A 24024-nucleotide genomic window follows, 5' to 3' on the forward strand; every position below is an offset into this window, starting at 1 on the left:
GCCTCCTCGGCCCCTGCGGCTCCCGATTCGCTCGGATCTCGAAGTCCATCGCACCCCTTCAGCTGGGGTGTTGCGACGACCGTTAGAACCCAAGGCAAGAGGCGTCGGGGGCTCAACTGCGGGGTGTTGCGGTCACACGTTGCCGAAGCGGCCGGCCTTCACGGCGTCGATGAAGGCGTCGAAGCTTGCAGGGCTAAATCGGAGGTGCGCCCCCTCCGGGTCCTTACTGTCCCGAACAGGAACGATGCCCTCGGCGGCAACCAGGTTCCGCGCCACCTCCACGCACTCCCCGCCGTTGCTGCTGTACGACGACTTGAACCACATGGGCTCGGTCACGGCACTTCCCTCCTTAGCTGGCCGATCAGGGCCACAGACTCAGCCTGTGAGAGTGCTGTGGTCTGTAGCTGATAGTAGGCCGTCAGCACCGGTAGGACTGCACCGGTTTCTCGCTCAAGATGACCTTGTTGCGCGGACTCTGCGTAGGACATGAGGGACCTGTCCGGCAGGGTGAGCACATACACAGGAAGATCGAAGGCCCGGTCCTCGCCTATGGCGAGAGGGGCAATCTGCAACACGGTGTGCGGCATCCCGGCGAAAGTCAGCAAAGCATCCAACTGATCGGCCATGACCGCTGGCCCGCCGACCGGGCGGCGAATACAACTCTCATCCAGAACCGCATGGATCTGTGGTGGCGGTTCCCGGCGCAGGGCCGCTTGCCGACGTGCGAGGTAGGCCACCCGTTCATCGGCCTGGCCCTGCGTGATGCTGCCTCGGCGGACTGCCCCTGCGGCGATGGCTCGTGCGTAGTCGATGGTCTGGAGTACTCCGGGCACGATGCCCAGGGTGAACAGGCGCAGTTCCACGGCACGAGACTCGTGCGCGACGTACTCAGGGAAGCCTTCGAGCAGTACCGAGGTGTGCAGATCCTGCGCTCGACGCTGGAATACGTTTTCGGTACCCAAAGCCTTGTCAAGTTTTCGAGAAAACCTGGGAGTTGGGGGGCGCCTGCCATTCTCCACGGCAGACACGTGCGTCCCCGAGTAGCCGGTGTGTTCGCCCAACTCCTCCTGAGTCCACTTTCGCGCCTCGCGTGAGCTGCGCAGGAGCGCACCGAAGGCTGCTTCGGGCGACTCGGCGGGGTCCAGCTCAGACCGGTTCACCGTCTCAACTCCTTACTCTCCGAGCAACTTTGACAAGTTGAACACTTTGCGACGCTGGGCCACAGTGAAGCCCCTCGGTAGTGGCTCGACTACGGAAGGGAACGACGTGATGGACGTGGACTCTAGACCCGAACCACCGTTGGCGAGGACCGTTCGTCAACAGCGCGCAGAAGCGCACACCATGTGCGAAGCCCTGCGCGAAGTTGCCGATGCATTCGGCATCGAGCTGCCGGAACTCGGCGTCGACCGGTCCGAGCCCTTCACCGGCGAAGTGCTGGTGGACGTGGGTCGGATGCGGGTGGAATCGGTACGGCTGCTGGCCGAACACCTGCAGCTCCTCAACCTTCACTGGGACGCGATCGTTGCCGCCGTCGCCGAGCCCGTCACGCCCGCCGTCCCGCTGTTCCGCCCGAACGTCGGGGACCTGGCGGTGGACACGGCGACGGGCCGAGCCGGCGAGTTCCGCGGCGAGGACGGCGACACGTGGTGTCTCGCCCCGGTGTCCGGTGACAGCGAGCCGTGGACGGCCGACCCGCTCACGGTGCGAACGGCGACCGTCAACGAGCTGGTGCGGGTGGGCATGACGGCGAGGGTCAACCGTCAGCCGAAGGCGGGGTGAGCCGTGACGCGCGTGACGCTGGTGACGGGCGTGCTGGTGCTCGGCGTTGGGGCTGTGCCGGCTGGTCCGGTGCTCGCGTTCTCTCCTGTACGCGCCGCAGTCCCGGTCCGTCCCAGCGACACCGGGCCGGGGCTGCACCTCTCGACTCCCGGCGGGGCCTGTGCCCCGTCGGGCACCAAGGCCCCACCCGGCCCCACGCGCCCGGGGCGGGCACCACGAACCGATCCAGTGGAGGAACCTTGGGCACCGCGCCCGGCCACCCGGTCACGTCGTATGTCCTGTGCACCGGTCCCGGTGACCGTCTGCTGATCGTTCAGGCCGCAGGTCTCGGAACGTGGCACCTGCCTGGCGGTGTGGTGGAGGCGGGCGAATCTCCGCTTGACGCGGTTCGCCGCGAGGCTCGCGAGGAACTCGGCCTGGCGCTCGATCTGTTGCCGGACGACCTGATCGGGACGGTGTGGGTGCAGGCCCGCCGCGAGGGCGCTCGGGACCGCATCGTGTTCCTGTGGGCGGGACCGATGCTCAGCGCCGCCGACACCGACCGAATCGCCTTGCAGGAACGGGAGTTGTCGGCATGGCGCTGGGCGGACACGGGCGAGGCCCACCGACTGTTGCACCCTGCCGTGGCTGCTCGAATCCGGACGCCTCTCCAGTGGCCCGGACGCGTTACTTATCAAGAGACCCGAAACGGAAGGACAGACCCCAATGACGGCCGAGTTCCCCGCCAGGACCCTGCACATCGGCACGCGTAGTTCGCCGCTCGCCCTGGCCCAGACGGACATGGTGATCGCCGCCCTGCGCGCGCACGTCCCCGAGCTGGTGACCGAGATCGTGCCGGTGACCACCGAGGCCGACCTGTGGCAGGGCGACCTCGCGCAGCTCGGCGGTAAGGGCCTGTACACCAAGCAGATCGACGCGATGTTGCAGGGCGGCAAGGTGGACATGGCCGTCCACTGCGTGAAGGACGTGCCCGGCGACGTGCCCTTGCCCCACGGGCTGGTCTTCGCCGCGTACCTGGAACGTCCGGACGTGCGGGACGTGCTGCTGTTCCCCGAAGGTTCCGAGTGCCGCACGCTCGCCGACCTGCCGCCGGGCGCGATCATCCTGTCGTCGGCGGTCCGCCGGAAGGCGCAGATCCTGCGCGCCCGACCGGACTTGAAGGTCGTCCGGGTACGCGGGGCCGTCGGGAGCCGGTTGGAGAAGCTGGACGGCACGAGGAAGATCGACGTCCAGGCGGACGGGATGATCCTGGCCACGGCCGGGCTCGCCCGGCTCGGCATCGAGCGGCCCGGCTATGTGCTCGGCCTGGACGAGATGCTCCCGGCCGTCGGCGCGGGTGTCCTCGGGCTGGAGTGCCGCCAGGAGGACCATGCCGTCGCCGCGCTGCTGGAGAAGGTCAACCACCCGCGCACGCAGCGCGAGGTGACGGCGGAACGCGTCATGCTGCACGGGCTCCGCGGCCACTGCAACAGCCCCATCGCCGGGTACTGCACCACCGAGGCCGACGGGCAACTCTCCCTGCGCGGCATGGTGTTCGACCGCGAGGGCAGCAAGTTCGCCAACGCGATGATGTGGGACGAACACCAGGGCGACCCGGCCGTCCTCGGTGCCCGCGTTGCCGCCGAACTCCTCCGCCAGGGCGCGCGAGAAATCATCTCGGGAATCCCGCACTGACCTGACGCCGCCCGGCCCCGTCCGCGTGAGCAGGAGCGGACGGGGTCTCGCCGCGAAGCAGCGCCGACTACCGCCCCCCACCTACACGTTCACCACCGGCCGCACCGCCGACGCCACCCCCGCGGCCACCGCCAGCGGGTCCCGCAGCGGGCGGCCCAGCAGCTTCGCCAGGGCGGGCGAAGTCCCGGCAAGGAAGCCGTGGCGGATGGTGGTGGCGAGGGAGCTGAGCATGGGGGGCTGGAAGGGGAGCAGGGCGGGGGTGACGAGGAGGCGGGTGCGGTAGGTGGCGAGGGGGAGGGTGTGGTGGGGGACGCCGAGGGTGGTGGCGACGGCGGGCGCGGTGAGGGGGGTGCCGGTGAGGTCGTGGATGAGGCCGGTGTGGGGGGTGGGGTCGGCGGCGACCATTGCGGCGGCATCGGCGAGGTCGGCGCGGGCGACGGCGGCCAACGCGCCGTCACCGAAGGGGGATTCGAGGCCGGAGGAGGTCCAGGTGAGGAGGCCGCCGAAGAGTTCGGCGTAGAGGCCGTTGCGGAGGATGGTCCAGGGAAGGCCGCTGTCGCGGATCAGGAGTTCGGTGGCGCGGTGGGCGGCGGCGAAGGCGAGGTGGTCACCGGCGGTGGTGAGGCTGGTGTAGACGACGTGGCCGACGCCGTCGCGGACGGCCGCGTCGAGGACGGCGGTGTGCCGGGCGATGACGACGTCGTCCTCCGCGTAGCCGGCGGAGATGAGCAGGAGGGTGGTGACGCCGCGCAGGTCGAGCGTGGCGGGGTCGTCGAAGTCGAGGTGTCGCATGTCCTCGCGAGGGGTGCGGCTGCCGCCGAGTGAAGGCACGCCGGCCAGGCGCAGTGCAGCGAGCGTGGCCGCACCGAGGTTTCCGTTCGCTCCGGTCACCAGAATCATGATCAGTCACAGCCTTTCGCGCCGTCGGCCCTGGTTCTCTTCGGTAACCAGTCGTTACGGTGATCCTCGGCCGCGCGACGACCGTCCACAAGGAGGCAGTTCGATGTCACTGACGCACACCGCGGTAACCACCCCCGCCGAGCTCGAATCGTGCGGGCGGCAGGATCATCCGGACTGCGGGATCCGGGACGTGCTGGACCGGATCGGCGACAAGTGGTCGGTTCTGGTGATCGTCGAACTCGCGGGCGGGCCAAGAAGGTTCAGGAATTTGCAACGCGCCGTCGAGGGCATCTCGCAGCGGATGCTGACGCTGACCGTCCGGCGGCTGGAGCGCGACGGGCTGGTGCTGCGCACGGTGTATCCGACCGTCCCGGCGCAGGTGGACTACCGGCTGACGGAGACCGGCGCGGGCCTGACGCACCTGGTGAAGGCGCTCGCCGACTGGTCGCTGGCGCACCGCGCGGTGATCGCCGAGGCCCGGCACGCGTACGACCTGGAGCACCCGGAGAACGAGATCCGGTGACCCGGGAGGGCAGCAACGAGCCCTCCCGGGCGGTCGGTCAACCGGAGGTCGGGCGGTCCCGCGCGGGCGGCCGGGCGGCAGGGCGCATTCCCCTTGCCCGGGCGGTCTCCGCGGCCTCCTCGGCGGCCAGCAGGTCCAGCACCTCGCCGGCCGCGCCGGGCCGGGCGGAGGCGGTCAGGACGGCGCCGGCGAAGGTGGTGCTGATGCCCGCGTCGCCGGGTAGCGGGCCGACCACGCGCACCCCGGGCAGGTCCATCAGTTCGCTGTGCTGCTGGAAGGCGAGGTCGGCTTCGCCGGAGGCGAGCAGCGTGCCGGCCGGCACCCCGGGCGGTGCCTGGACCAGGCGGTCCCGGAGCGCCTCGGCGAGTCCCTGACGATTGATCAGGTCGAGCACGGCGGTGCCGCTCGGGCCGGTCGAGTAGGCGATCCGACGGGCCCTCAGCAGTGCGGCCCGCAGGGCCTCCTGGCTGTCGAGGGCCGGTGCCGGGGAGCCCTCGGGGACGGCGGCGACCACCTGGGAGACCCACAGCGGGCGGGCCGTCGCGGCGAGCACCAGACCCTCGGCCGCGAGCGCGGCCAGCGCGTCCTCGGCGAGCACCAGCACGTCGCCCGCCGCCCCTTCCCGGACCCGCCGGGCCACCTCCACGCCGCCTGCCGACTCGAACCGTACCGGCATGTCGTGCGCACGCCCGATCCACTCGGACAGCTCGGCCAGGATCGGCCGGGTCGCCATCGAGGACAGGCCGACGATCTCTTCGTCCACGTCTGCTCCTTGCGTCCGGCAGATGCTACGACGGGCGATCTGGCTGTTCAACGGCGGTCTGCGACACTGCGCTGATGAACACCACCCCGAGCACTGCCGCCGGAAAGGTCCTGGACGTCCTGGCCGTCTTCGACCGCGAGCACCCGGTGCTGACCCTGTCGGAGATCTCCCGGCGGGCGGGCCTGGCCGTGAGCACCGCGCACCGGGTGGTGTCCGAACTTGCGGCGTGGGGCGCGCTGGAGCGGTCCGAGGACGGCTCCTGGCACGTGGGACTGCGGCTGTGGGAGGTCGCCTCGGGCTGCCCCCGGACGCAGATCCTGCGGGACGCGGCGCTGCCGTTCATGCAGGACCTGTACGAGGCGACCCACGAGAACATCCAGCTCGCCGTGCGCGAGGGCACCGAGCTGGTCTTCGTGGAGCGGATCGCCGGGCACCGCTCGGTGGAGCTGCTGACCATGGTCGGCACCCGGTTCCCGGTGGCGTCGACGGGCATGGGCCGGGTGTTGCTGGCGCACGCACCGGCCCAGCTCCAGGAGGAGGTGCTGGGCGCTCCGCTGCCGGCCTGGACGCCCCACACCGTCACCGAACCGAGGACGCTGCGGGCGCAGTTGGACCTGATCCGCCGCGAGCAGGTCTTCGTCAGCGACCGGCAGTTGTCGCAGAGCACGGTGGCGGTGGCCGCGCCGGTGCGGATCGGGCGGGACGGGCCGGTGAGTGCCGCGCTGGGCATCGTGATCGCGGCGCGGGACGCGGACCGGGCCCGGGGGCTGCGCGAGCCGCTGCTGCGGGCGGTGGGCGCGATCTCGGCGGAGCTCGGCCGGCGGGCCCGCACCGGGCGGTGAGCAGCCGGTGCCGCGCCGGGCGGTGAGCAGCCGGTGCCACGCCCGGCGGTGAGCAGCCGGTGCCACGCCGGGCGGTGAGCAGCCGGTGCCCCGCCGGGCGATGAGCAGCCAGGCCCGCACCAGGCGGTGAGCAGCCGGTGCCACGCCGGACGGTGAGCAGCCGGTGCCGCACCAGGCGATGAGCAGCCGGTGCCACGCCGGGCCATAAGCAGCCAGGCCCGCACCAGGCGGTGAGCAGCCGGTGCCCCGCCCGGCAGTAAGCAGCCAGGCCCGCACCAGGCGATGAGCAGCCGGTGCCACGCCGGACGGTGAGCAGCCGGTGCCCCGCCGGGCGATGAGCAGCCAGGCCCGCACCGGACAGTGAGCAGCAAGCTTTCCGCCTGGCGGAAAGCCGGGAGACCGGCCGCGGGTCGGGCTGCCAGCGTTCGGGGGAGGAAATCCCCCGCCGCTGTCCTGGAGATGCCATGGCCGACGCCATCCCCGCCGCCTCGATCGACACCGTCACCCGGGCCCCCGTCGCGATCGTCGGCGCCGGTCCGGCCGGTCTGATGCTGGCTCACCTGCTGGGCCGCGCCGGGGTGGAGGCCGTCGTCCTGGACACCCGGACCCGGCACGAGATCGAGACCACCCAGCGGGCCGGCATCCTGGAGGCCGACGTGGCCCGGGACCTGGTGGAGACCGGGGTCGGTGACCGGATCCTGCGCGAGGGCCACGAGCACACCGGCGTCGAACTGCGCTTCGGCGGCCGGGCGCACCGGATCGACTTCCAGGGCCTGGTGGGCGCCTCGACCTGGCTCTACCCGCAGACCGACGTGTTCATCGACCTGGCCGACGCCCGCGAACGCGACGGCGGCACCGTGCACTTCGGGGTCCGCGACACCGAGGTGCTGGACGTCGACACCGCGGCGCCCAGGGTCCGCTGGACGGCGCCCGACGGCACCCGGCACGAGGTGCGGGCCCGGTACGTGGTCGGCGCGGACGGCTCGCGCAGCATGTGCCGGGACCTGGTGCCGGAGCGGAGCCGGGTGCGCTACGGGCACGAGTACCCGTTCGCCTGGTTCGGCATCATGGCCGCGGCCCCGATGAGCTCCCCCGAACTCGTCTACGCCCACTCCGAGCAGGGTTTCGCGCTGATCAGCCAACGCACCGACACGGTGCAGCGGATGTACTTCCAGTGCGATCCGCAGGACTCGGTGGACGCCTGGACGGACGAGCGGATCTGGCAGACCCTCCAGGCCCGTGTGGCGGGCGAGGACGGCTTCCGGCTCCAGGAGGGGCCGGTGCTGGAGAAGAGCGTGCTGCGGTTCCGGTCGTTCGTGCAGGAGCCGATGCGCTGGGGTTCGCTGCTGCTGGCGGGGGACGCGGCGCACACCGTTCCGCCGACGGGGGCGCGCGGCCTCAACCTGGCGCTGCACGACGTGAAGGTGCTCGCCCCGGTGCTGCTGCGGGCGCTGGGCGCCGAGGGGGCGGCCGCGCTGGACGACTACCAGCCGCGCGCCCTGGCACGGGTGTGGCGCGCGCAGCACTTCTCGTCCTGGATGACCAGGCTGCTGCACCTGCCGCCCGGCGCGAGCGCCTTCGACCTGCGGCGCCAACTCGGCGAGCTGGACAGCGTGGTGGGCACCCGAGCGGGTCGCGGCTACCTGGCCGAGCAGTACACCGGCTGGCCGACCCGGGGCTGACCCGGACCGCTGACGCCCCATCGAGAAAGGACCTTCACGTGATCATCGACTGCCACGGCCATTTCACCACTGCCCCGCCGCAGCTCGCCGCCTGGCGCGAGCGCCAGCTCGCCGCCCTCGACTCGCCGTCCGACGCGCCCGACCCGGCCGGGCTGCTGATCTCGGACGACGACCTGCGGGCGGCGATCGAGCCGAACCAGCTGCGGCTGATGGACGAGCGCGGCACCGACCTGACGGTGTTCTCGCCGCGGGCCAGCTTCATGGCGCACCACCTCGGCGACTTCGCGGTGTCCGCCGCCTGGGCGCGGATCTGCAACGACCTGGTGCACCGGGTCAGCACGCTCTACCCCCGGCGCTTCGCGATGGGCGCGATGCTGCCGCAGTCCCCCGGCGTCGACCCGGCGACCTGCCTGCCGGAGCTGCGGCGCGCGGTGGAGGAGCTGGGCGCCGTCTCGGTGAACCTCAACCCCGATCCCTCGGGCGGGCGTTGGACGGCCCCGCCGCTGACCGACCGGTCCTGGTACCCGCTGTACGAGGCGCTGGTGGAGTACGACGTGCCGGCCATGATCCACGTCAGCACCTCGTGCAACCCGGCGTTCCACACCACCGGCGCGCACTACCTGAACGCGGACACCACCGCGTTCATGCAGCTGCTCCAGGGCGACCTGTTCGCGGACTTCCCGACGCTGCGGTTCGTCGTTCCGCACGGCGGCGGCGCGGTGCCCTACCACTGGGGCCGGTTCCGCGGGCTGGCGCAGGCCCTCGGCGGGCCGCGCCCGGAGGACCTGCTGGGCCGCAACGTCTTCTTCGACACCTGTGTCTACCACCGGCCGGGCATCGACCTGCTGACGTCCGTCGTCCCGTCCGAGGGCGTGCTGTTCGCCAGCGAGATGATCGGTGCGGTGCGCGGGATCGACCCGCTGACGGGCCACCACTTCGACGACACCCGGCGGTACGTGGACGCCACCGACCGGCTCTCCGACGAGCAGCGGGCGGCCGTGTACGCCGGCAACGCGCTGCGCGTCCACCCCCGACTGGCCGCCCGCCTCGCCGCGTCCGGCCGCTGACCCCCAGGAGCGATGCACATGCACACCGAACTCGGTGTCGTCCGCACCACGATCGAACGGCCCGACCCGGCCGCGGTGGCCGCGCTGTCGGCGTTCGGCACGGCGACCGTCCACGAGGCGATGGGCCGCACCGGCCTGACCCGCCCCTACCTGCGGCCGGTGTACCCGTCGGCGCGGCTGTGCGGCCCGGCGGTCACGGTGCTGCTCCAGCCCGGCGACAACTGGATGCTGCACGTCGCGGCGGAGCAGATCCGGCCCGGCGACGTGGTGGTGGCGGCCTGCACGACGGAGAGCGAGGACGGGTTCTTCGGCGAGCTGCTGGCGACCTCGTTCCGTTCCCGGGGCTGCGCGGGCCTGGTGATCGACGGCGGCGTGCGGGACGTCGCGGACCTCGCGGCGATGGACTTCCCGGTGTTCTCCCGGGCGATCAACGCGCGGGGCACGGTGAAGGCGACCCTCGGTTCGGTCAACGTGCCGGTGGTGTGCGCCAACGCGCCGGTGCGCCCGGGCGACGTGGTGCTGGCGGACGCCGACGGCGTGGTGGTGGTGCCGCGCGAGCGGGCCGCCGAGGTCGCCGAGGCCTCCGCCCGGCGGGAGGCGGCCGAGGCGGGCAAGCGCGAGCGGCTGCGCGCGGGCGAGCTGGGCCTGGACATGTACGGCATGCGCGGCCCGCTGGCCGCGCTCGGACTGCGCTACGAGGACTGAGCCATGACGACCGATCAGCAGAAGACCCCCGGCTGGCTGGACTGGCACCCCTCCCCCGCCCGTCCGGCGCTCGCCCTACCGGCCGGCGCGGTGGACGCGCACTGCCACGTGTTCGGCCCCGCCGCGCAGTTCCCGTACGCGCCGGAACGCAAGTACACGCCGTGCGACGCCTCCGCCGAGCAGCTGTTCGCCCTCCGCGACCACCTGGGCTTCGCCCGCAACGTGATCGTCCAGGCGACCTGCCACGGCGCCGACAACCGCGCCCTGCTGGACGCCCTGCACCGCTCCGGCGGCCGGGCCCGCGGCGTGGCCACCGTCCGGCCCGGAGTGAGCGACGCCGAGCTGCGGGAGCTGCACGCGGCCGGCGTGCGCGGGGTCCGGTTCAACTTCGTGCGCCGCCTGGTCGACGTGACGCCCCGCGCCGAGCTGTGGGACGTGGTGGAGCGGATCGCCCCGCTGGGCTGGCACGTGGTGCTGTACTTCGAGGCGGCCGACCTGGCGGAGCTGCGCGAGTTCTTCCTCTCCGTTCCGGTGCCGCTGGTGATCGACCACCTGGGCCGGCCGGACGTCTCCAAGGACCCGGACGGCCCGGAGTTCGCCGGGTTCCTCTCCTTCCTGCGCGCCCGGGACGACATCTGGTGCAAGGTGAGCTGCCCGGAGCGCCTGTCGCTCACCGGCCCGCCGGCCCTGGACGGCGAACGGGACGCCTACCGGGACGTGGTGCCGTTCGCCCGCCGGGTGGTCGATGAGTTCCCCGACCGGGTGCTGTGGGGCACCGACTGGCCGCACCCCAACCTGAAGGACCACATGCCGGACGACGGCCTGCTGGTCGACTTCCTCCCGCACATCGCCCCGACCGAGGAGCTGCGCCGGCGGCTGCTGGTCGACAACCCGAACCGCCTCTACTGGCCTTCCTCGGAAGGGAGTTGACGACCATGGCAGTCGACCGCACGTACCGGCTCGTCCCCGGGACCACCATCTTCGACGCCGACCAGTCCGCGAAGGGCTACCACCTCAACCAGTTCTGCATGTCGCTGATGACGGCCGAGAACCGGGCCGCGTACCTGGCCGACGAGCGCGGCTACCTGGACGCCTGGCCGCTGCGCGAGGCGCAGAAGCAGGCGCTGCTCGACCGGGACCTGAACGCGGCGATGCGCGAGGGCGGGAACATCTACTTCCTCGCCAAGTGGGGTGCCACGCTGGGGTTCTCGTTCCAGCAGATGGCGGGCTCGATGACCGGCATGACCGAGCAGGAGTACCGGGACATGATGGTCTCCGGCGGCCGCTCGGCCTCCCTCCCCGGCAACCGGATCGACCGCGCGGTACTGGAGGCCGCCCACGCCGACCAGTCGTCACCGGCGGCACACGCCGCCGTCTCGGCCGCCGTGTTCACCTCGCACGTCCCGGCGATCGGCGCGGCGATGGACCACGGAAAGACCGAAGAACCGTACTGGCAGCCGGTGTTCGCCGGGTACGAGCACTCCCGGCAGTGGGCCCGGGAGAACGTCCCCGACGTGGTGATCCTGGTCTACAACGACCACGCCAGCGCCTTCGACCTCTCGCTGATCCCGACGTTCGTCCTCGGCACCGGCGCCGCCTATCCGACCGCCGACGAGGGCTACGGCCCGCGCCCGGTGCCGGGCATCGAGGGCGATCCGGAGCTGGCCGCGCACCTCGCGCACTGCCTGATCCGGGACGACTTCGACCTGACACTGGCCAACGAGATGCCCGTCGACCACGGCCTGACGGTGCCGCTGTCGCTCATGTTCGGCGACGTGGAGCGGTGGCCGTGCCGGGTGATCCCGCTCCACGTCAACGTGGTGCAGTACCCGGTGCCGTCCGGGGCGCGCTGCTTCGCGCTCGGGCGGGCGCTGCGCCGGGCGATCGAGTCCTATCCGCGGCCGCTGAACGTGCAGGTCTGGGGCACCGGCGGGATGAGCCACCAACTCCAGGGCCCGCGCGCCGGGTTGATCAACCGGGAGTGGGACAACGCGTTCCTGGACCGGCTGGTCACCGACCCGGCGGGCCTGGCCCGGGTGCCGCACCTGGAGTACGTCGAGGAGGCCGGCTCGGAGGGCATCGAGCTGGTGATGTGGCTGATCGCCCGCGGCGCGCTGAGCGACGTCGACGACGGCGGCCGGGTCGACGTCGAACACCGCTTCTACCACGTGCCGGCGTCCAACACCGCCGTCGGCCACCTGATCCTGAACAACCACCCCCAGCACCTCGAGGAGACCTGACATGACCACCCAGCAGCCCCTGCGGATCGCCCTGGCCGGCGGCGGCGCGTTCGGCGCCAAGCACGCCGCCGCGCTGCGCCGGATCGAGGGCGTGGAGCTGGCCGCCGTGGTCTCCTCCTCCCCGGAGAGCTCCCGCAGGTTCGCCGCCGAGCAGGGCGTCGACCGGGCGGCCGGCAGCCTGGACGAGGTCCTGGCGATGGACGACGTGGACGCGGTGATCCTGGCCACGCCGACGCCGCTGCACGCCGCGCAGACCCAGGCCTGCCTGGCGGCGGGCAAGCACGTGCAGGTGGAGATCCCGGTCGCCGCCTCGCTGCCGGACGCCGAGGCCTGCGTGGCCGAGGCGGAGCGCACCGGACTGGTGGCGATGGCCGGGCACACCCGCCGGTTCAACCCCAGCCACCAGTGGGTGCGCCGACGGATCACGGCGGGCGAGTTCGCGATCCAGCAGCTCGACGTGCAGACCTACTTCTTCCGCCGCACCAACCTCAACGCCCTAGGCCAGAAGCGCAGTTGGACCGACCACCTGCTGTGGCACCACGCCGCGCACACCGTCGACCTGTTCGCCTACCAGACCGGTTCGCCGATCGTGCAGGCCAACGCGATCCAGGGGCCGGTCCACCCGGAGCTGGGCATCGCGATGGACATGTCGATCCAGCTGAAGACCGCGAGTGGCGCGATCTGCACCCTCTCGCTCTCCTTCAACAACGACGGCCCGCTGGGCACGTTCTTCCGCTACATCGGCGACACCGGCACCTACCTGGCCCGCTACGACGACCTCGTGACCGGCGCGGACGAGCCCGTCGACGTCAGCGGAGTCGACGTCTCCCTGGACGGCATCGAACTCCAGGACCGCGAGTTCGTCGCGGCGATCCGCGAGGGCCGCGAACCCAACGCCTCGCTCGCCCAGGTACTGCCCTGCTACCGCACCCTGGCGGCCCTGGAGCAGCAGCTCGCATGACGGCGTGAACCGCCCCGGGCCCGGGCCGCGCTCTGCGGCTCGGGCCTGCGGCGTCCCTGCCGTCGGCCCGGGCCGCACGAACCGCCGCCACGCAGGGGCGCGTCGGAGATTCTTGACGCGTCGGACTTTTCCGACGCATAGTGGTGGCCATGCGAACCGATGTGTTCGGCGCGCTGGCAAACCCGGTGCGCCGCCGACTGCTCGAAACCCTGCGGGAGGGTCCTCGCTCCACCGGGGAGCTGGCCGGCCTGTTCGAGCTCGGGAGGCCCGCGGTGTCCGAGCACCTGGCGGTGCTCCGAGCCTCCGGGCTGGTGAGCGAGGAACCGCGCGGACGGCACCGCTTCTACCGCCTCGAACCGGCGCGGCTGGCCGAGGTGGGCGAGTGGCTGCATCCGTTCGAGCACTACTGGAAGCAGCGCCTGGAAGCGCTGTCCGATCTCCTGGACGAGGACGACGAGACGTGACCGAGAACAACACCATCACCTGCGAGAAGTTCCTGCCCCACCCGCCGGCGGCGGTGTGGAAGGCCCTGACGGACCCCGGGCTCCTGGCCCGCTGGTGGGCCGCCGGGGACATCAGGCCGGTCGTCGGTCACCGCTTCGCCCTCGACATGGGCAACTTCGGCAGCCAGCCCTGCGAGGTGACCGAGGTGGACGACCAGCGGCTGCTGGCCTACCGGTTCGCCGAGGGCTCGCTCGACACCACCGTCACCTGGGCGCTGCATCCCGAGGGCCGGGGAACCCGCCTCGTCCTCACCCACGCGGGCTTCGACCTCGACTCCCCGATGGGCAGGCAGGCGTTCGACGGCATGGGCCACGGGTGGCCGCACGTCCTGAGCCGGCTCGACTCCGTCCTCGGCGACGCCTCCCCGTCCGTGTGACACGCAGACCGACGAGGCGTCGGGACCGGAAGGTCCCGACGCCTCGTCATTTTCGTTGGTCAGGCGTAGAACCGGGAGACGCTCTGGAGCACGGCGGCCGGCTTGGTGGCGCCCTCGATCTCCACGGTGCCGTCCACGGTGATCTGCACTCCGCCCGGCACCTCCTCGACCTCGGCGAGGCGGGCGAGCAGGCGGATGCGGGAGCCGACCTTGACCGGCGAGGGGAAGCGGACCTTGTTCAGGCCGTAGTTGACCTTGGTGGTGACGCCCTCGACCTCCAGCAGTTCGGTGAACAGCGGGATGAACAGCGAGAGCGTCAGGTAGCCGTGCGCGATGGGGGCGCCGAACGGGCCGGCGGCGGCCCGCTCGGGGTCGGTGTGGATCCACTGGTGGTCGTCGGTGGCGTCCGCGAAGGTGTCGATGCGCTGCTGGGTGACCTCCAGCCAGCGGCTGGTGCCGAGGTCGGCGCCGGCCAGCGACTTCAGCTCGTCGAGGCCGTTGACGGTGAGTGCCATGGGTGTTGCCTTTCGGTGGGTCAGCTGCCGTGCCGGGCACGGAGCCGGTGCTTGAGGATCTTTCCGGAGGCGGTGCGCGGCAGTTCCTGCGCGAGCACCACCGATTTCGGGAGCTTGTACTTGGCGAGCACCCCGGCCAGCGCGGCGAGCAGCGCCGCGGGGTCGAGGTCCGCCCCGGCCTCGGGGACCACCACGGCCCGGCCGACCTCGCCCCATTTGGCGTCGGGGACGCCGTAGACGGCGCACTCGGCGACGCCGGGCAGGGCGAGCAGGGCGTCCTCCACCTCGGCGGGGTAGACGTTCTCGCCGCCGGAGATGTACATGTCCTTGAGCCGGTCGGCGATGGTGACGTAGCCGTCGGCGTCGGCCCGGGCGGCGTCGCCGCTGCGGAACCAGCCGTCGTGGAAGGACTGCGCGGTGGCCTCGGGCAGGCCCCAGTAGCCGGGGCCGACGTTGGGCCCGTGGACCAGGAGTTCGCCGATCTCGCCCGGCGCGGCCGGCCGGCCGTCGGGGGTGAGCAGCCGCACGTCGGTGAAGAAGTGCGGGACGCCCGCGCTGCCGGCCTTGGCGGCGGCGTGTTCGGCGTCCAGGAAGAGCACGCCGGGTGCGGTCTCCGTCATGCCGTAGCCCTGGAGGAAGGCCAGGCCGCGCCGCAGGTAGGTGTCGATCAGCGTGGTCGGCACGGGGGCGCCGCCGCAGTTGAGGACCCGCAGGCTGCTCAGGTCCGCGCTCTCCCAGCGTTCCTGAGCGGCGATCAGGTGGTACATGGTCGGCACGCCGAACAGGTGGCTGATCCGCTCGCGTTCGATGATCTCCAGCGTCGCGGCGGGGTCGAAGGACTCCACCAGGTGGCAGGTGCCGCCCTTGAGCAGGACCGGCAGGGTGAGCATGTTGAGGCCGGCCGTGTGGAACAGCGGCGCGCTGACCAGGGCCCGGTCGTCGGCGGTCAGGTCCACGTCCACCAGCACGTTGTACGCGTTCCAGGTCAGGTTGCCGTGGGTGAGCACGGCGCCCTTGGGACGGCCGGTGGTGCCCGAGGTGTACATGATGATGCAGGTGTCGTCGAGCGTCACCGGCTCGTCGATCGGGGTGGGATCGGCGGTCAGCAGCGCCTCGTAGGCGGGGCCGACCTGCACCGTCAGCGACGGGCCGGCGCCCACCAGGCCCGCGCAGTCGGGGGCGTGGATCAGCGCCTTCGCCCCGCTGTCCGCCAGCTGGTGGGCGATCTCGGGTGCGGCGAGCCGGGTGTTCAGCGGGACGAAGACCGCGCCGAGCAGGCCGGTGGCGAACAGGGTCTCCAGGAAGGCGGGGTGGTTGGGCCCCAGGTACGCCACCCGGTCGCCGCGGCGCAGTCCGGCGGCGCGCAGGGCCTGGGCGAGGCGGGTGGTGCGGTCGGCCAGCTGGGCGTAGCTGACGGTGTGTCCGTGGTGGACGAGTGCGGTGCGGTGCGGGGTCTTCCGGGCCCGGCGGGCGGGCCAGGAGCCGATTCCCTCGTTGCGCATGGGCGGTTGGGGCCCTCTCAGCTCAGCTCGAGCAGCCGGGCGGCGTTGTCCTTGAGGATCTTCGGCCGGACCTCGTCCTTGATCGGCAGCTTCGCGAAGTCGGCGAGCCAGCGGTCGGGGGTGAGGACCGGGTAGTCGGAGCCGAACAGCACCTTGTCCTTGAGCAGCGTGTTGGCGTACTGCACCAGCTGCGGCGGGAAGTACTTCGGCGACCAACCGGAGAGGTCGATGTGCACGCCGGGCTTGTGGGTGGCGACGGCGAGTGCCTCGTCCTGCCAGGGGAAGGACGGGTGGGCGAGGATGATCTTCAGGTGCGGGAAGTCGGCGGCCACGTCGTCCACGTGCATCGGGTTGGCGTACTTGAGCCGGATCCCGCCGCCGCCGGGGACGCCCGCGCCGATGCCGGTCTGGCCGGTGTGGAACAGCGCGACGGTGCCGGTCTCCTCGATCAGCTCGTACAGCGGGTAGGCGAGCCGGTCGTCGGGGAAGAAGGCCTGGATGCTCGGGTGGAACTTGAAGCCCTTGACGCCGAACTCCTCGACCAGGCGCCGGGCCTGCCGGACGCCCGCCTTGCCGCGGAACGGGTCGATCGAGGCGAACGGGATCAGCACGTCGGCGTTGGCGGCGGCGGCCTCGGCGATCTCCTCGTTGGGGACGGGCGGGCGTCCGGTGGCGTGTTCGGCGTCGACCGTGAACACCACGGCGGCCATCTTCCGCTCCCGGTAGTACGCGGCCATCTCGGCGACGGTGGGCTTGCGGTCGCCGGCCACCTTGAAGTAGCCGCTGGAGGCGTCGTTCAGTTCCTCGTCCAGCGAGGCGTGGCCGTGCGCGGAGACCTCGGCATGGGTGTGGACGTCGATCGCGGTCAGCTCGGCGAGGTTCACTTCGCGCTCGCGGGGACGACCGGGGCGGGGACGACCGGGGTGGGGATGCCGACGCTCTGCGGTTCGCGGCCGACCGAGCCGGCCCAGACGGCGGCGATCGTCTCGGGGCTCCAGCCGCCGTCGGCGTACGCGGTCGCCACTTCCTGCGGGTGCGACCACAGGGCGAGCTTGTCGCCGCCGATGCCGATGCACTGGCCGGTGATGCCGGCGGCGGCGTCCGAGGCGAGGAAGGGCAGCAGCGCGGCGCAGTCCTCGGCGGTGCCGAAGCCCTCGCCCTTGCGCAGGAAGTCCGGCAGCGGCGCGCCCTGCTTCATCGCCTCGATGTAGGGGGCGAAGGCGGGGATCGTCTCGGTCATCGCGGTGGCGGCGACCGGGACGACGGCGTTGACGGTGATGCCGGCCCGGCCGAGCTCCATCGACCAGGTGCGCACCATGGCGGCGATGCCGGCCTTGGCGGCGGCGTAGTTGGTCTGCCCGAAGTTGCCGCGCTGCCCGGCCGGGGAGCCGATCATGATCAGCCGGCCGCCGTCGCCCTGCTCGCGCATCCGGACGGCGGCGGCGCGGGCGCAGGTGAAGGTGCCGCGCAGGTGGGTGGCGATGACGGCGTCGAAGTCGTCGTCGGTCATCTTCCAGAGCACCTTGTCGCGCAGGATGCCCGCGTTGGTGACCATCACGTCGAGCCGCCCGAAGGCTTCGACGGCCCGGTCCACCAGCAGTTGGGCGGCTTCGGCGGTGCCGACCGCGGCGGCCTGGGCGACCGCCCGGCCGCCGGCGCCCCGGATGGTGGCGGCGGCCTGCTCGGCGGTGTCGGCGTCCAGGTCGTTGATCACGACGGCGGCGCCGGCGTGCGCGAGGGCGGTGGCGTAGGCGAGGCCGAGGCCGCGCCCGCTGCCGGTGACGACGGCGACCTTGCCGGTGAGGTCGAGGGGCTTGGCCGGGGTGGCGGAGGATTCGTTGCTCATGGCCATTGAAGCTAAGAACAATGATTGCTCTTGTCAATGATTGCTGAGGACCCAGATTTCCGGGCATGATGGGCCCCATGAGTGACGCCCCCTGGATGCACAGCCTGCAGACCGACGCCGGATACCTGCTGTACCGGCTCGGCCTGCGGGCCGGCAGCCTGTTCAACGCCGCCCTCGAACAGCACGGCCTGCGCCTGCGCCACCACGCGATCCTGCGCTACCTGGCCACCGTCGACGGCGCCCGCCAGCGCGAACTCGCCGACCGCCTCGGCTACGACCCGAGCGCCGTCGTCACCCTGCTCGACGACCTCCAGCGCCTCGGCCTGACCGAACGCCGGGCCGACCCCGCCGACCGCCGCAACCGCATCGTGGTGCTCACCGAGGCCGGCCGCGAGCTGCTGCGCACGGCCGACGCCGACAGCCGCCGGGTCACCGACGACCTGCTGCACCCCCTCGACGCCGCCGACCGCGCGACCCTCCTCACCCTGCTGCGCCACCTCGCCGAACCGACCCCCTGACGGGTCAGCCGGCCCAGATCTCCCGGACCGCCCGCAGCGGGTCGTGCTCGACCCGGGCCTCGGCGCACCACCGCATGGTGGCGCGGCCGTCCGCGTAGGGCGGCCAGACCGGGTCGAGGCCGCGGACGAACGCGACCCAGGCGCCGTGCACCGCGTCGGCGAGGGCCTGCGGGGGCCGGGCGCCGAGGGCCTCCACGACGCCTTCGGCGGCCAGCACGTCGAAGGCGAACGGCAGATCGGTGCAGTGGTAGGCCTGACCGGACCGGCCCGGGGCGCTGCCGGCCCACTCGAACTGGTAGAGCCAGGTGGGGAGTCGGGCCGCGCTGCGGGCCTCGGCGAGGGCCAGCGCGGGGGCGCGGAACAGCCAGTCGGTGAGCACCTCGCCCGGACCGGCCCCCGGGTTCTCGGCACGGAACCGGGCGGCGCGCTCCGGGTCCAGGCCGAGCGCGGCGAGCATCGCGTCCACCTCCGGGCCGCCCGGTGCTGCGGGCCCGGGCGCGGCAAACTCGTGGGCGGTGAAGCCGAGCAGCAGCGGCACCGGCGATGCGGCGACGGCCTCGTGCACCGGACGGGTCACCAACTCACCGTCCACGCACGGGGCGAGGGACAGCAGCGGGTCGCCGTCCGCGCCCAGCGCGTCCTGGAGCGCGAGCAGCTGCTCGTCGCTCGCGTCCTGAAGGGCTTCGGCGGTGAGCACCGCTCCGGTGCGCTCGGCCAGCGTCCGGGCGACGGCCGGGGCGTCGGGTTCGAGCACCGCGCCGGAGGCGGAGATCGCGGCGCGCAGCAGCCCGCGCGCCGCGGGCACCGCCAGCAGGGTCTGCACCGCGCCGCCGCCCGCCGACTGCCCGGCGACGGTGACCTTCGCGGGGTCGCCACCGAAGCCGGCGATGTTGTCGCGGACCCACTCCAGGGCGGCGACCCAGTCCCGTACGCCCCGGTTGTCGGGCGCGTCCGGCAGGTGCAGGAAGCCCTCGACGCCGAGCCGGTAGCCGACCGTGACCAGCACCACCCCGTCCCGGTTGAACGCCGCGCCGTCGTACCAGGGGCTGGCGGCGCTGCCCGCGACGTAGCCGCCGCCGTGGATCCACACCAGCACCGGCAGCCCCTCCGCCGCGTCGGCGGCGGGGGTGAAGACGTTCAGGTTGAGGGTGCCCGCACCGGGGATCGTCGGCTCGGGGATGGTGGTGATCTCGGCGAACGGCCGCCGCTGCGCGGTCGGCCCGTACGCGGTGGCGTCGAGCACCCCGCTCCACGGCTCGGGCGCCAGGGGCGCGGCGAACCGCAGCGCCCCGACGGGGGGTTGGGCGTACGGGATGCCGAGGAAGCACAGGCTCCCGTCGGCGCGGCGCTCGCCTCGCACCGGGCCGCTGCGGGTGGGGACGACGGTCATCTGTTCTGCTCCTGGACGGGTCACGGGGTGGGCCCCTGGTGTTCGACGTAGTGGCGGACGCGGTTGAGCTCGGCCGGATCGGCCGGGCGCGCGCCGTAGGTGCGGTCGGGGGTGACGGGGGTGACGGAGATCCGGTTGTCGCGCAGCAGCGCGGTGGCGTCGGCGTCCGGCACGGTCTCGGTGCAGCGGTCACCGGGCCGGTGCTCGCACCAGCCGAGGCCGATGGCGTAGGCGCCGCCGGTGGTCGGCTCGTAGGCGTGCCAGACCTCCCGGCCGTGGCCGACGGAGGTCCACCGGGCGGGCCCGGCGGGGCGGCCGGCGGTGATGTCCGGGTAGTCCACCTTGAGGGCGAACGTGCGGCTGAGCAGGTCGTGTCCGCGCAGGCCGGCGATCAGCCGGGCGGCGTAGTCGGCGGTGGCCCGGTAGTCCGCGGTCGGGAAGTACTCGCCACTGTCGTCGCCGGTGGTGGAGAAGGCGAGCGCCGGAACGCCGTCGTCGACGGCGGCGAGCGCCGCGCCGACCGTGCCGGAGTCGTTGACCTGGGCGCTGACGTTGGCCCCGGAGTTGATGCCGGAGACCACCAGGTCGGGCCCGCCGGACCAGCCGGTCCGGTCCGCGAGGGCGGCCCGCAGGGCCAGGTGCACGGTGTCCACGGGGGTGGCGGAGGGGCTGCCGGGCCGGCACGCGTCGTCCAGGCAGACCCCGTACACGGCCCCGCCGGACGGGGCGGCGGCGCAGTCCGCGCCGTACCCGGCGGGCAGCTCGCCGCGGCGGGCCAGCGCCAGCGTGCCGCTGTTGCTGACCGCGGTGCCCTTGCCGGACTGGACCTGCCAGGGCGCCATCACCACCACGTCGGCGCCGGCCGCGCACAGGGCGCGGCGCAGCTCGTACAGGCCGAGGCCGTCGGACTGCGAGGCCTTGGCGGCCCGCATCGAGTCGTCGTTGGTGAGCAGCACCCGCAGGCCCGCCAGCGGCCGGACGGCCGGTGCGGGGGCGTCGGGCGCGGCGGCGGCGGAACCGGTCACGGCCAGGGCGCAGGCGGCGGTGGCGGCGGCGAGCAGACGGCGGGCGGTGCGTCTCACCTGAGGTTTCCTCTCTGTCCGCGGGTCACAGGCCGAGCCCCTGGCCGAACGCGAAGACCGGGTCGGCGGTGTCGTTGGGCACGTCGGGGCGGGAGGCCGCCACGGCGGCCATCGAGCGCGGCAGTTCGAACGGCAGGCGGCCCTCGGGGCGGGCCCGGCCGAACACCACGTCGAGCAGGGCGTCGTCCTGCGCGCCGTAGTCGGCGACCAGGGCGTGCGCGCGCTCGGCGATCTCGGGGAGCACGGCCGGCCGTTCCAGGTTGATCAGTACGACGGTCGGCACGGCGTCCAGCACGGCGAGGATCCGGGCGAGTTCGTCCGCCGGGAAGTCCAGGTGCCCGGAGTGGAACAGCGACTCGAAGCGGTTCGGGCGCTGCTCGTACGGCGTGTACAGGCGCAGCACGGCGAGGTCGGCCTCGGCCGGGTCCTGGACGGCCCGGCCGTACCGGGCGACGACGGCCGCGTCCAGGCCCTCGGTGTAGAGGCGGGGCGCCGGACGGGTGACGGGCAGGGTGGCGTCGCGGTTGACCAGGACGGTCAGCGAGCGGCGCTGCGCCGCGGCCGCCTCGGCGCGGAACTCCGGGTTGCCGACGATCAGTTCGGCGGCGTCGGGGTCCACGTACCGCCGCTCGTCGAACAGGCCGAGGACGAACTTCTCCCGCAGCAGCCGTCGCACCGAGGTGTCGAGCCGCGCCTCGGTGATCCGCCCGTCGCGCAGCAGGGCGAGCAGCAGTTCGGGGCACTCCTCGCCGCCGAACTGGTCGACGCCTGCGTCGAGCGCCTTGGCCGCGCGTTCGGCGGGGGTGAGGTGTTCGACGCCCCAGGCGCGGGCGCGGTGCGGCTCGCCGAAGATCTCGTCGTCGTTGAGCAGGCCCCAGTCGGTGCACACGATGCCCTGGAAGCCGAGCTCTTCGCGCAGCAGGCCGGTGACCACGTCGCGGTTGAAGCCGAATCCGACCTCCTCCCAGTCGGTACCGATCGGCTGCCCGTAGTAGGGCATCATCTGGGCGGCTCCGGCCGCGACGGCGGCCCGGAACGGGGCGAGGTGCAGCTCGCGCATCCCGCCGGGGTAGACCTGCTCCTTGCCGTGCGGGAAGTGCGGGTCCTCGCCGTCCTTCTGCGGCCCGCCGCCGGGGAAGTGCTTGACCATGGCGGCCACGCTGTCCGGGCCGAGCCGCTCGCCCTGGAGGCCGCGGATGTACGCCTCGGCGAGTTCGGCGGTGAGGGCGGCGTCGGAGCCGAAGGTGCCGGTCTGCCGCGACCAGCGCGGTTCGGTGGCGAGGTCGAGCTGCGGGTGCAGGGCGACCCGCAGGCCTACGGCGAGGTACTCGCGGCGGGCGATGTCGGCGAAGCGGTGCACCAGTTCGGGGTCGCGGACGGCGGCCAGGCCGATCGGCTCGGGCCAGGCGGAGAACGCGCCGGCCCGGATCGAGGCGCCGATGTTGGCGGTGAAGGAGTGGCGGGGGTCGGTGGAGAGGGTGACCGGGATGCCGAGCCGGGTGCCGTGGGCGATCTCCTGGACGGCGTTGTGCCATTCGGCGATCCGGCGCGGCTCGGCGGTGCCCACCAGGTTGAAGTGGCTCAGGCCCTGGTCCCGGATCAGGCCGGTGGTGTCGGCGGGGAAGTCGCTGTCGTCGCCGTCCTCCACGGGCCGGCCGTCGGCGTGCATCGGCAGCATGGTGTGGAACAGCAGGCCGGCCTTCTCCTGCGGCGTCATCCGGCCGAGCAGGTCCTCGACGCGTTCGTCCACCGGCCGGGTGGGGTCCTGGTAGGGGAGGGGGGTCTGGTGCATGGTGTTTCTCCGAGTGCCGGGGGGTGAGGGTGGGTCAGCGGACGCCGCGGATCGGGACGACGGCGAGCGCGCCGCCCAGGATGATCAGGGCGCCGGCCAGGTAGAGCGCGTCGTAGCCGGCCAGGCTGACCACCGCGGAGGCGACCAGCGGGGCGAGGATCTGCGGGCCGGCGTTGGCGATGTTCAGCACTCCCAGGTCGCGGGCGGCGTCGGCGGCGCTCGGCAGCACCTGGGTGACCAGGGCGGTGTCCACGGCCATGTAGCAGCCGAAGGCGATCCCGGCGAGCACGGTGTACAGCAGGATGCCGGTCCAGGTGGGCATCAGGACGGGGACGGCCATGGTGGCGGAGGCCAGCACACACGAGATGGCGATCAGCGGCTTGCGGCGGCCGAGCCGGTCGGACAGCCAGCCGCCGAGGACGGTGGCGGCGAGCGTGGAGACCGCGTCCACCGGGGCGAGGTAGGTCTGGGCGCCGGGGGCGTCCATGCCGTCGGGGAGCCGGATGTGGTCCTGCAGGATGTAGAACTGGAACAGCGAGACGGCGAAGAAGCCGAGCATCATCAGGAACCGGCCGATGAACGCCCAGCGGAAGTCGGCGACCTTCAAGGTCTCGGCGAACGCGGCGAGTTGGCGGCGCAGCGGGACGGGTTCGGTCTTCGTCGGGCGCTCTTCGCGGACCAGTGCGGTGAACAGCACGGCGGCCAGCGCCATGACGGCGCCGATCAGCAGGTAGCCGGTGGCGAGCGAGTCGGGGACGAAGCGGGCGGCGAGCAGGATGCCGACCACCGAGCCGATCGGGGTGCCGATGCCGACCATCGCGGAGGCCACTCCGCGGCGTTCGGCGGGCACCCGGTCGGGAACCACGGCGGTGATGGCGGCCTGGAAGCAGTTCATGGTGGCCTGCACGAGGCACCAGACCAGGGTGACCAGCAGGATGGTGCGGACCTGGCCGAGCAGGGCGAGCGCGCCGAAGGAGGCGAGGCCGCCGCCGAGGATCCACGGGTTGCGGCGACCGGAGCGGTCGGAGAGCAGCCCGGCGAGCGGGTTGAACAGGGTGGCGAACACGGCGGCGATGCCGGAGACCAGGCCGAGGCTGCCGACCTTGCCGTCCGGGTCGAGCAGTTCGATCTGGGCGGGCAGCAGGACGCCACCCACCCCGAGATAGACCAGGTACAGCGCGGAGTTGCCGAGGGTGAGCATCGGCAGCAGCGCCCGGCCGGCGCCGGCGGCTCTCGGGTGGTCGACGGCGTCGTCGGCGGTGGTCATGACCGGCCTCCTGGGGTGGCCACGGTCCCGTGCGGCGGGAGGGTGAAGGGTGGGGGTGCCCCGCACGCGGTGCGGCACGGCGAACGGGCGGCCCGT

Annotated in this window: 26 protein-coding genes; 14 read left to right on the forward strand and 12 right to left on the reverse strand. The window is 72.7% G+C overall.

Features of this window, described 5'->3' with window-relative positions; all coding sequences use genetic code 11:
• Positions 1 to 132: 132 nt before the first annotated feature.
• Both ACIHEI_RS36255 and ACIHEI_RS36260 read right to left on the reverse strand, forming a co-directional pair.
• Positions 133 to 324 carry a DUF397 domain-containing protein gene (locus ACIHEI_RS36255; RefSeq protein WP_396609830.1) on the reverse strand — a complete coding sequence of 64 codons (192 nt, stop codon included), beginning with the start codon at positions 322 to 324 and terminating at the stop codon, positions 133 to 135.
• A gap of 8 nt (positions 325 to 332) precedes the next feature.
• Positions 333 to 1160 (reverse strand): Scr1 family TA system antitoxin-like transcriptional regulator, encoded by an 828-nt coding sequence (locus ACIHEI_RS36260; RefSeq protein WP_396609801.1) that lies wholly within the window; start codon positions 1158 to 1160, stop codon positions 333 to 335.
• A 106-nt stretch (positions 1161 to 1266) separates the two neighbouring features.
• Between ACIHEI_RS36260 and ACIHEI_RS36265 the strand changes: the two genes are divergently transcribed.
• The 3 genes from ACIHEI_RS36265 (at position 1267) to hemC (ending at position 3453) form a co-directional block, all read left to right on the forward strand.
• Positions 1267 to 1779 (forward strand): hypothetical protein, encoded by a 513-nt coding sequence (locus ACIHEI_RS36265; RefSeq protein WP_396609802.1) that lies wholly within the window; start codon positions 1267 to 1269, stop codon positions 1777 to 1779.
• A gap of 239 nt (positions 1780 to 2018) precedes the next feature.
• Positions 2019 to 2531: an NUDIX domain-containing protein gene (locus ACIHEI_RS36270; RefSeq protein ID WP_396609803.1), complete on the forward strand. Its 513-nt coding sequence runs from the start codon at positions 2019 to 2021 to the stop codon at positions 2529 to 2531.
• Positions 2485 to 3453: a hydroxymethylbilane synthase gene (gene hemC, locus ACIHEI_RS36275; RefSeq protein ID WP_396609804.1), complete on the forward strand. Its 969-nt coding sequence runs from the start codon at positions 2485 to 2487 to the stop codon at positions 3451 to 3453. Before ACIHEI_RS36270 ends, hemC begins: the two co-directional genes overlap by 47 nt.
• 81 nt (positions 3454 to 3534) lie before the next feature.
• On the opposite strand, the gene ACIHEI_RS36280 is transcribed toward hemC, so the two are convergent.
• Positions 3535 to 4353, reverse strand: a complete 819-nt coding sequence (locus ACIHEI_RS36280; RefSeq protein WP_396609805.1) for an NAD(P)H-binding protein — start codon at positions 4351 to 4353, stop codon at positions 3535 to 3537.
• 103 nt (positions 4354 to 4456) lie between these two features.
• Here ACIHEI_RS36280 and ACIHEI_RS36285 point away from each other — a divergent pair, with 103 nt between their 5' ends.
• Positions 4457 to 4876, forward strand: coding sequence for a winged helix-turn-helix transcriptional regulator (locus tag ACIHEI_RS36285; protein WP_396609806.1), 420 nt, complete (start codon positions 4457 to 4459; stop codon positions 4874 to 4876).
• 37 nt (positions 4877 to 4913) lie between these two features.
• Here the strand turns inward: ACIHEI_RS36285 and ACIHEI_RS36290 are convergent, their stop codons facing one another.
• Positions 4914 to 5639: a substrate-binding domain-containing protein gene (locus ACIHEI_RS36290; protein ID WP_396609807.1), complete on the reverse strand. Its 726-nt coding sequence runs from the start codon at positions 5637 to 5639 to the stop codon at positions 4914 to 4916.
• Between the two features lie 74 nt (positions 5640 to 5713).
• Between ACIHEI_RS36290 and ACIHEI_RS36295 the strand changes: the two genes are divergently transcribed.
• From ACIHEI_RS36295 to ACIHEI_RS36335, 9 genes are all read left to right on the forward strand, one after another.
• Positions 5714 to 6481 carry an IclR family transcriptional regulator gene (locus tag ACIHEI_RS36295; RefSeq protein ID WP_396609808.1) on the forward strand — a complete coding sequence of 256 codons (768 nt, stop codon included), beginning with the start codon at positions 5714 to 5716 and terminating at the stop codon, positions 6479 to 6481.
• 464 nt (positions 6482 to 6945) lie between these two features.
• The gene (locus ACIHEI_RS36300) at positions 6946 to 8163 is read left to right on the forward strand and encodes a 4-hydroxybenzoate 3-monooxygenase (protein ID WP_396609809.1); all 1218 of its coding nucleotides are present in this window, start codon (positions 6946 to 6948) and stop codon (positions 8161 to 8163) included.
• 38 nt (positions 8164 to 8201) lie between these two features.
• The gene (locus ACIHEI_RS36305) at positions 8202 to 9230 is read left to right on the forward strand and encodes an amidohydrolase family protein (RefSeq protein ID WP_396609810.1); all 1029 of its coding nucleotides are present in this window, start codon (positions 8202 to 8204) and stop codon (positions 9228 to 9230) included.
• A gap of 18 nt (positions 9231 to 9248) precedes the next feature.
• On the forward strand, positions 9249 to 9935 hold the full coding sequence (gene ligK / locus ACIHEI_RS36310) for a 4-carboxy-4-hydroxy-2-oxoadipate aldolase/oxaloacetate decarboxylase (RefSeq protein ID WP_396609811.1): 687 nt from the start codon (positions 9249 to 9251) through the stop codon (positions 9933 to 9935).
• 3 nt (positions 9936 to 9938) lie between these two features.
• Positions 9939 to 10865, forward strand: a complete 927-nt coding sequence (locus ACIHEI_RS36315; RefSeq protein WP_396609812.1) for an amidohydrolase family protein — start codon at positions 9939 to 9941, stop codon at positions 10863 to 10865.
• 5 nt (positions 10866 to 10870) lie between these two features.
• Positions 10871 to 12175, forward strand: coding sequence for a protocatechuate 4,5-dioxygenase subunit alpha (gene ligA / locus ACIHEI_RS36320; RefSeq protein WP_396609813.1), 1305 nt, complete (start codon positions 10871 to 10873; stop codon positions 12173 to 12175).
• A gap of 1 nt (position 12176) precedes the next feature.
• Positions 12177 to 13136 carry a Gfo/Idh/MocA family oxidoreductase gene (locus tag ACIHEI_RS36325; protein WP_396609814.1) on the forward strand — a complete coding sequence of 320 codons (960 nt, stop codon included), beginning with the start codon at positions 12177 to 12179 and terminating at the stop codon, positions 13134 to 13136.
• Between the two features lie 149 nt (positions 13137 to 13285).
• Positions 13286 to 13600: an ArsR/SmtB family transcription factor gene (locus tag ACIHEI_RS36330; protein ID WP_387642748.1), complete on the forward strand. Its 315-nt coding sequence runs from the start codon at positions 13286 to 13288 to the stop codon at positions 13598 to 13600.
• Positions 13597 to 14016, forward strand: a complete 420-nt coding sequence (locus ACIHEI_RS36335; RefSeq protein ID WP_396609815.1) for an SRPBCC domain-containing protein — start codon at positions 13597 to 13599, stop codon at positions 14014 to 14016. The genes ACIHEI_RS36330 and ACIHEI_RS36335 overlap by 4 nt, the downstream gene beginning before the upstream one ends.
• Before the next feature lie 59 nt (positions 14017 to 14075).
• Here ACIHEI_RS36335 and ACIHEI_RS36340 read toward each other — a convergent pair whose 3' ends face one another.
• From ACIHEI_RS36340 to ACIHEI_RS36355, 4 genes are read right to left on the reverse strand one after another with little or no spacing between them, the layout of a single operon-like run.
• Positions 14076 to 14531 (reverse strand): MaoC family dehydratase, encoded by a 456-nt coding sequence (locus ACIHEI_RS36340; RefSeq protein ID WP_387642750.1) that lies wholly within the window; start codon positions 14529 to 14531, stop codon positions 14076 to 14078.
• Between the two features lie 20 nt (positions 14532 to 14551).
• The gene (locus tag ACIHEI_RS36345; RefSeq protein WP_396609816.1) at positions 14552 to 16033 is read right to left on the reverse strand and encodes a long-chain fatty acid--CoA ligase; all 1482 of its coding nucleotides are present in this window, start codon (positions 16031 to 16033) and stop codon (positions 14552 to 14554) included.
• A 17-nt stretch (positions 16034 to 16050) separates the two neighbouring features.
• The gene (locus tag ACIHEI_RS36350) at positions 16051 to 16917 is read right to left on the reverse strand and encodes an amidohydrolase family protein (RefSeq protein WP_396609817.1); all 867 of its coding nucleotides are present in this window, start codon (positions 16915 to 16917) and stop codon (positions 16051 to 16053) included.
• Positions 16914 to 17885 carry an SDR family NAD(P)-dependent oxidoreductase gene (locus ACIHEI_RS36355; protein ID WP_396609818.1) on the reverse strand — a complete coding sequence of 324 codons (972 nt, stop codon included), beginning with the start codon at positions 17883 to 17885 and terminating at the stop codon, positions 16914 to 16916. Before ACIHEI_RS36355 ends, ACIHEI_RS36350 begins: the two co-directional genes overlap by 4 nt.
• Before the next feature lie 71 nt (positions 17886 to 17956).
• Here ACIHEI_RS36355 and ACIHEI_RS36360 point away from each other — a divergent pair, with 71 nt between their 5' ends.
• Positions 17957 to 18397, forward strand: a complete 441-nt coding sequence (locus ACIHEI_RS36360) for a MarR family winged helix-turn-helix transcriptional regulator (RefSeq protein ID WP_396609819.1) — start codon at positions 17957 to 17959, stop codon at positions 18395 to 18397.
• A 4-nt stretch (positions 18398 to 18401) separates the two neighbouring features.
• Here ACIHEI_RS36360 and ACIHEI_RS36365 read toward each other — a convergent pair whose 3' ends face one another.
• The 4 genes from ACIHEI_RS36365 to ACIHEI_RS36380 are packed head-to-tail and all read right to left on the reverse strand — an operon-like array spanning position 18402 to position 23928.
• Complete coding sequence (locus ACIHEI_RS36365) at positions 18402 to 19787, reverse strand: carboxylesterase/lipase family protein (protein WP_396609820.1); 1386 nt, start codon at positions 19785 to 19787, stop codon at positions 18402 to 18404.
• A 20-nt stretch (positions 19788 to 19807) separates the two neighbouring features.
• Positions 19808 to 20869 carry a 5'/3'-nucleotidase SurE gene (gene surE, locus ACIHEI_RS36370; RefSeq protein ID WP_396609821.1) on the reverse strand — a complete coding sequence of 354 codons (1062 nt, stop codon included), beginning with the start codon at positions 20867 to 20869 and terminating at the stop codon, positions 19808 to 19810.
• A gap of 25 nt (positions 20870 to 20894) precedes the next feature.
• Positions 20895 to 22661: a glycoside hydrolase family 3 protein gene (locus ACIHEI_RS36375; protein ID WP_396609822.1), complete on the reverse strand. Its 1767-nt coding sequence runs from the start codon at positions 22659 to 22661 to the stop codon at positions 20895 to 20897.
• A 34-nt stretch (positions 22662 to 22695) separates the two neighbouring features.
• Positions 22696 to 23928 carry an MFS transporter gene (locus ACIHEI_RS36380; RefSeq protein WP_396609823.1) on the reverse strand — a complete coding sequence of 411 codons (1233 nt, stop codon included), beginning with the start codon at positions 23926 to 23928 and terminating at the stop codon, positions 22696 to 22698.
• Positions 23929 to 24024: the final 96 nt, after the last annotated feature.

The sequence above is a fragment of the Kitasatospora sp. NPDC051984 genome, assembly GCF_044593455.1.
Taxonomy (GTDB): Bacteria; Actinomycetota; Actinomycetes; order Streptomycetales; family Streptomycetaceae; genus Kitasatospora.

Coding starts and splice junctions, on each gene's coding strand:
- ACIHEI_RS36255 (WP_396609830.1), bottom strand. CDS start 324: ATGTGGTTCAAGTCGTCGTACAGCAGCAACGGCGGGGAGTGCGTGGAG.
- ACIHEI_RS36380 (WP_396609823.1), bottom strand. CDS start 23,928: ATGACCACCGCCGACGACGCCGTCGACCACCCGAGAGCCGCCGGCGCC.
- ligK (WP_396609811.1), top strand. CDS start 9,249: ATGCACACCGAACTCGGTGTCGTCCGCACCACGATCGAACGGCCCGAC.
- ACIHEI_RS36375 (WP_396609822.1), bottom strand. CDS start 22,661: ATGCACCAGACCCCCCTCCCCTACCAGGACCCCACCCGGCCGGTGGAC.
- ACIHEI_RS36295 (WP_396609808.1), top strand. CDS start 5,714: ATGAACACCACCCCGAGCACTGCCGCCGGAAAGGTCCTGGACGTCCTG.
- ACIHEI_RS36330 (WP_387642748.1), top strand. CDS start 13,286: ATGCGAACCGATGTGTTCGGCGCGCTGGCAAACCCGGTGCGCCGCCGA.
- ACIHEI_RS36315 (WP_396609812.1), top strand. CDS start 9,939: ATGACGACCGATCAGCAGAAGACCCCCGGCTGGCTGGACTGGCACCCC.
- ACIHEI_RS36360 (WP_396609819.1), top strand. CDS start 17,957: ATGAGTGACGCCCCCTGGATGCACAGCCTGCAGACCGACGCCGGATAC.
- ACIHEI_RS36340 (WP_387642750.1), bottom strand. CDS start 14,531: ATGGCACTCACCGTCAACGGCCTCGACGAGCTGAAGTCGCTGGCCGGC.
- hemC (WP_396609804.1), top strand. CDS start 2,485: ATGACGGCCGAGTTCCCCGCCAGGACCCTGCACATCGGCACGCGTAGT.
- ACIHEI_RS36300 (WP_396609809.1), top strand. CDS start 6,946: ATGGCCGACGCCATCCCCGCCGCCTCGATCGACACCGTCACCCGGGCC.
- ACIHEI_RS36345 (WP_396609816.1), bottom strand. CDS start 16,033: ATGCGCAACGAGGGAATCGGCTCCTGGCCCGCCCGCCGGGCCCGGAAG.
- ACIHEI_RS36285 (WP_396609806.1), top strand. CDS start 4,457: ATGTCACTGACGCACACCGCGGTAACCACCCCCGCCGAGCTCGAATCG.
- ACIHEI_RS36280 (WP_396609805.1), bottom strand. CDS start 4,353: ATGATTCTGGTGACCGGAGCGAACGGAAACCTCGGTGCGGCCACGCTC.
- ACIHEI_RS36355 (WP_396609818.1), bottom strand. CDS start 17,885: ATGGCCATGAGCAACGAATCCTCCGCCACCCCGGCCAAGCCCCTCGAC.
- ligA (WP_396609813.1), top strand. CDS start 10,871: ATGGCAGTCGACCGCACGTACCGGCTCGTCCCCGGGACCACCATCTTC.
- ACIHEI_RS36325 (WP_396609814.1), top strand. CDS start 12,177: ATGACCACCCAGCAGCCCCTGCGGATCGCCCTGGCCGGCGGCGGCGCG.
- ACIHEI_RS36365 (WP_396609820.1), bottom strand. CDS start 19,787: ATGACCGTCGTCCCCACCCGCAGCGGCCCGGTGCGAGGCGAGCGCCGC.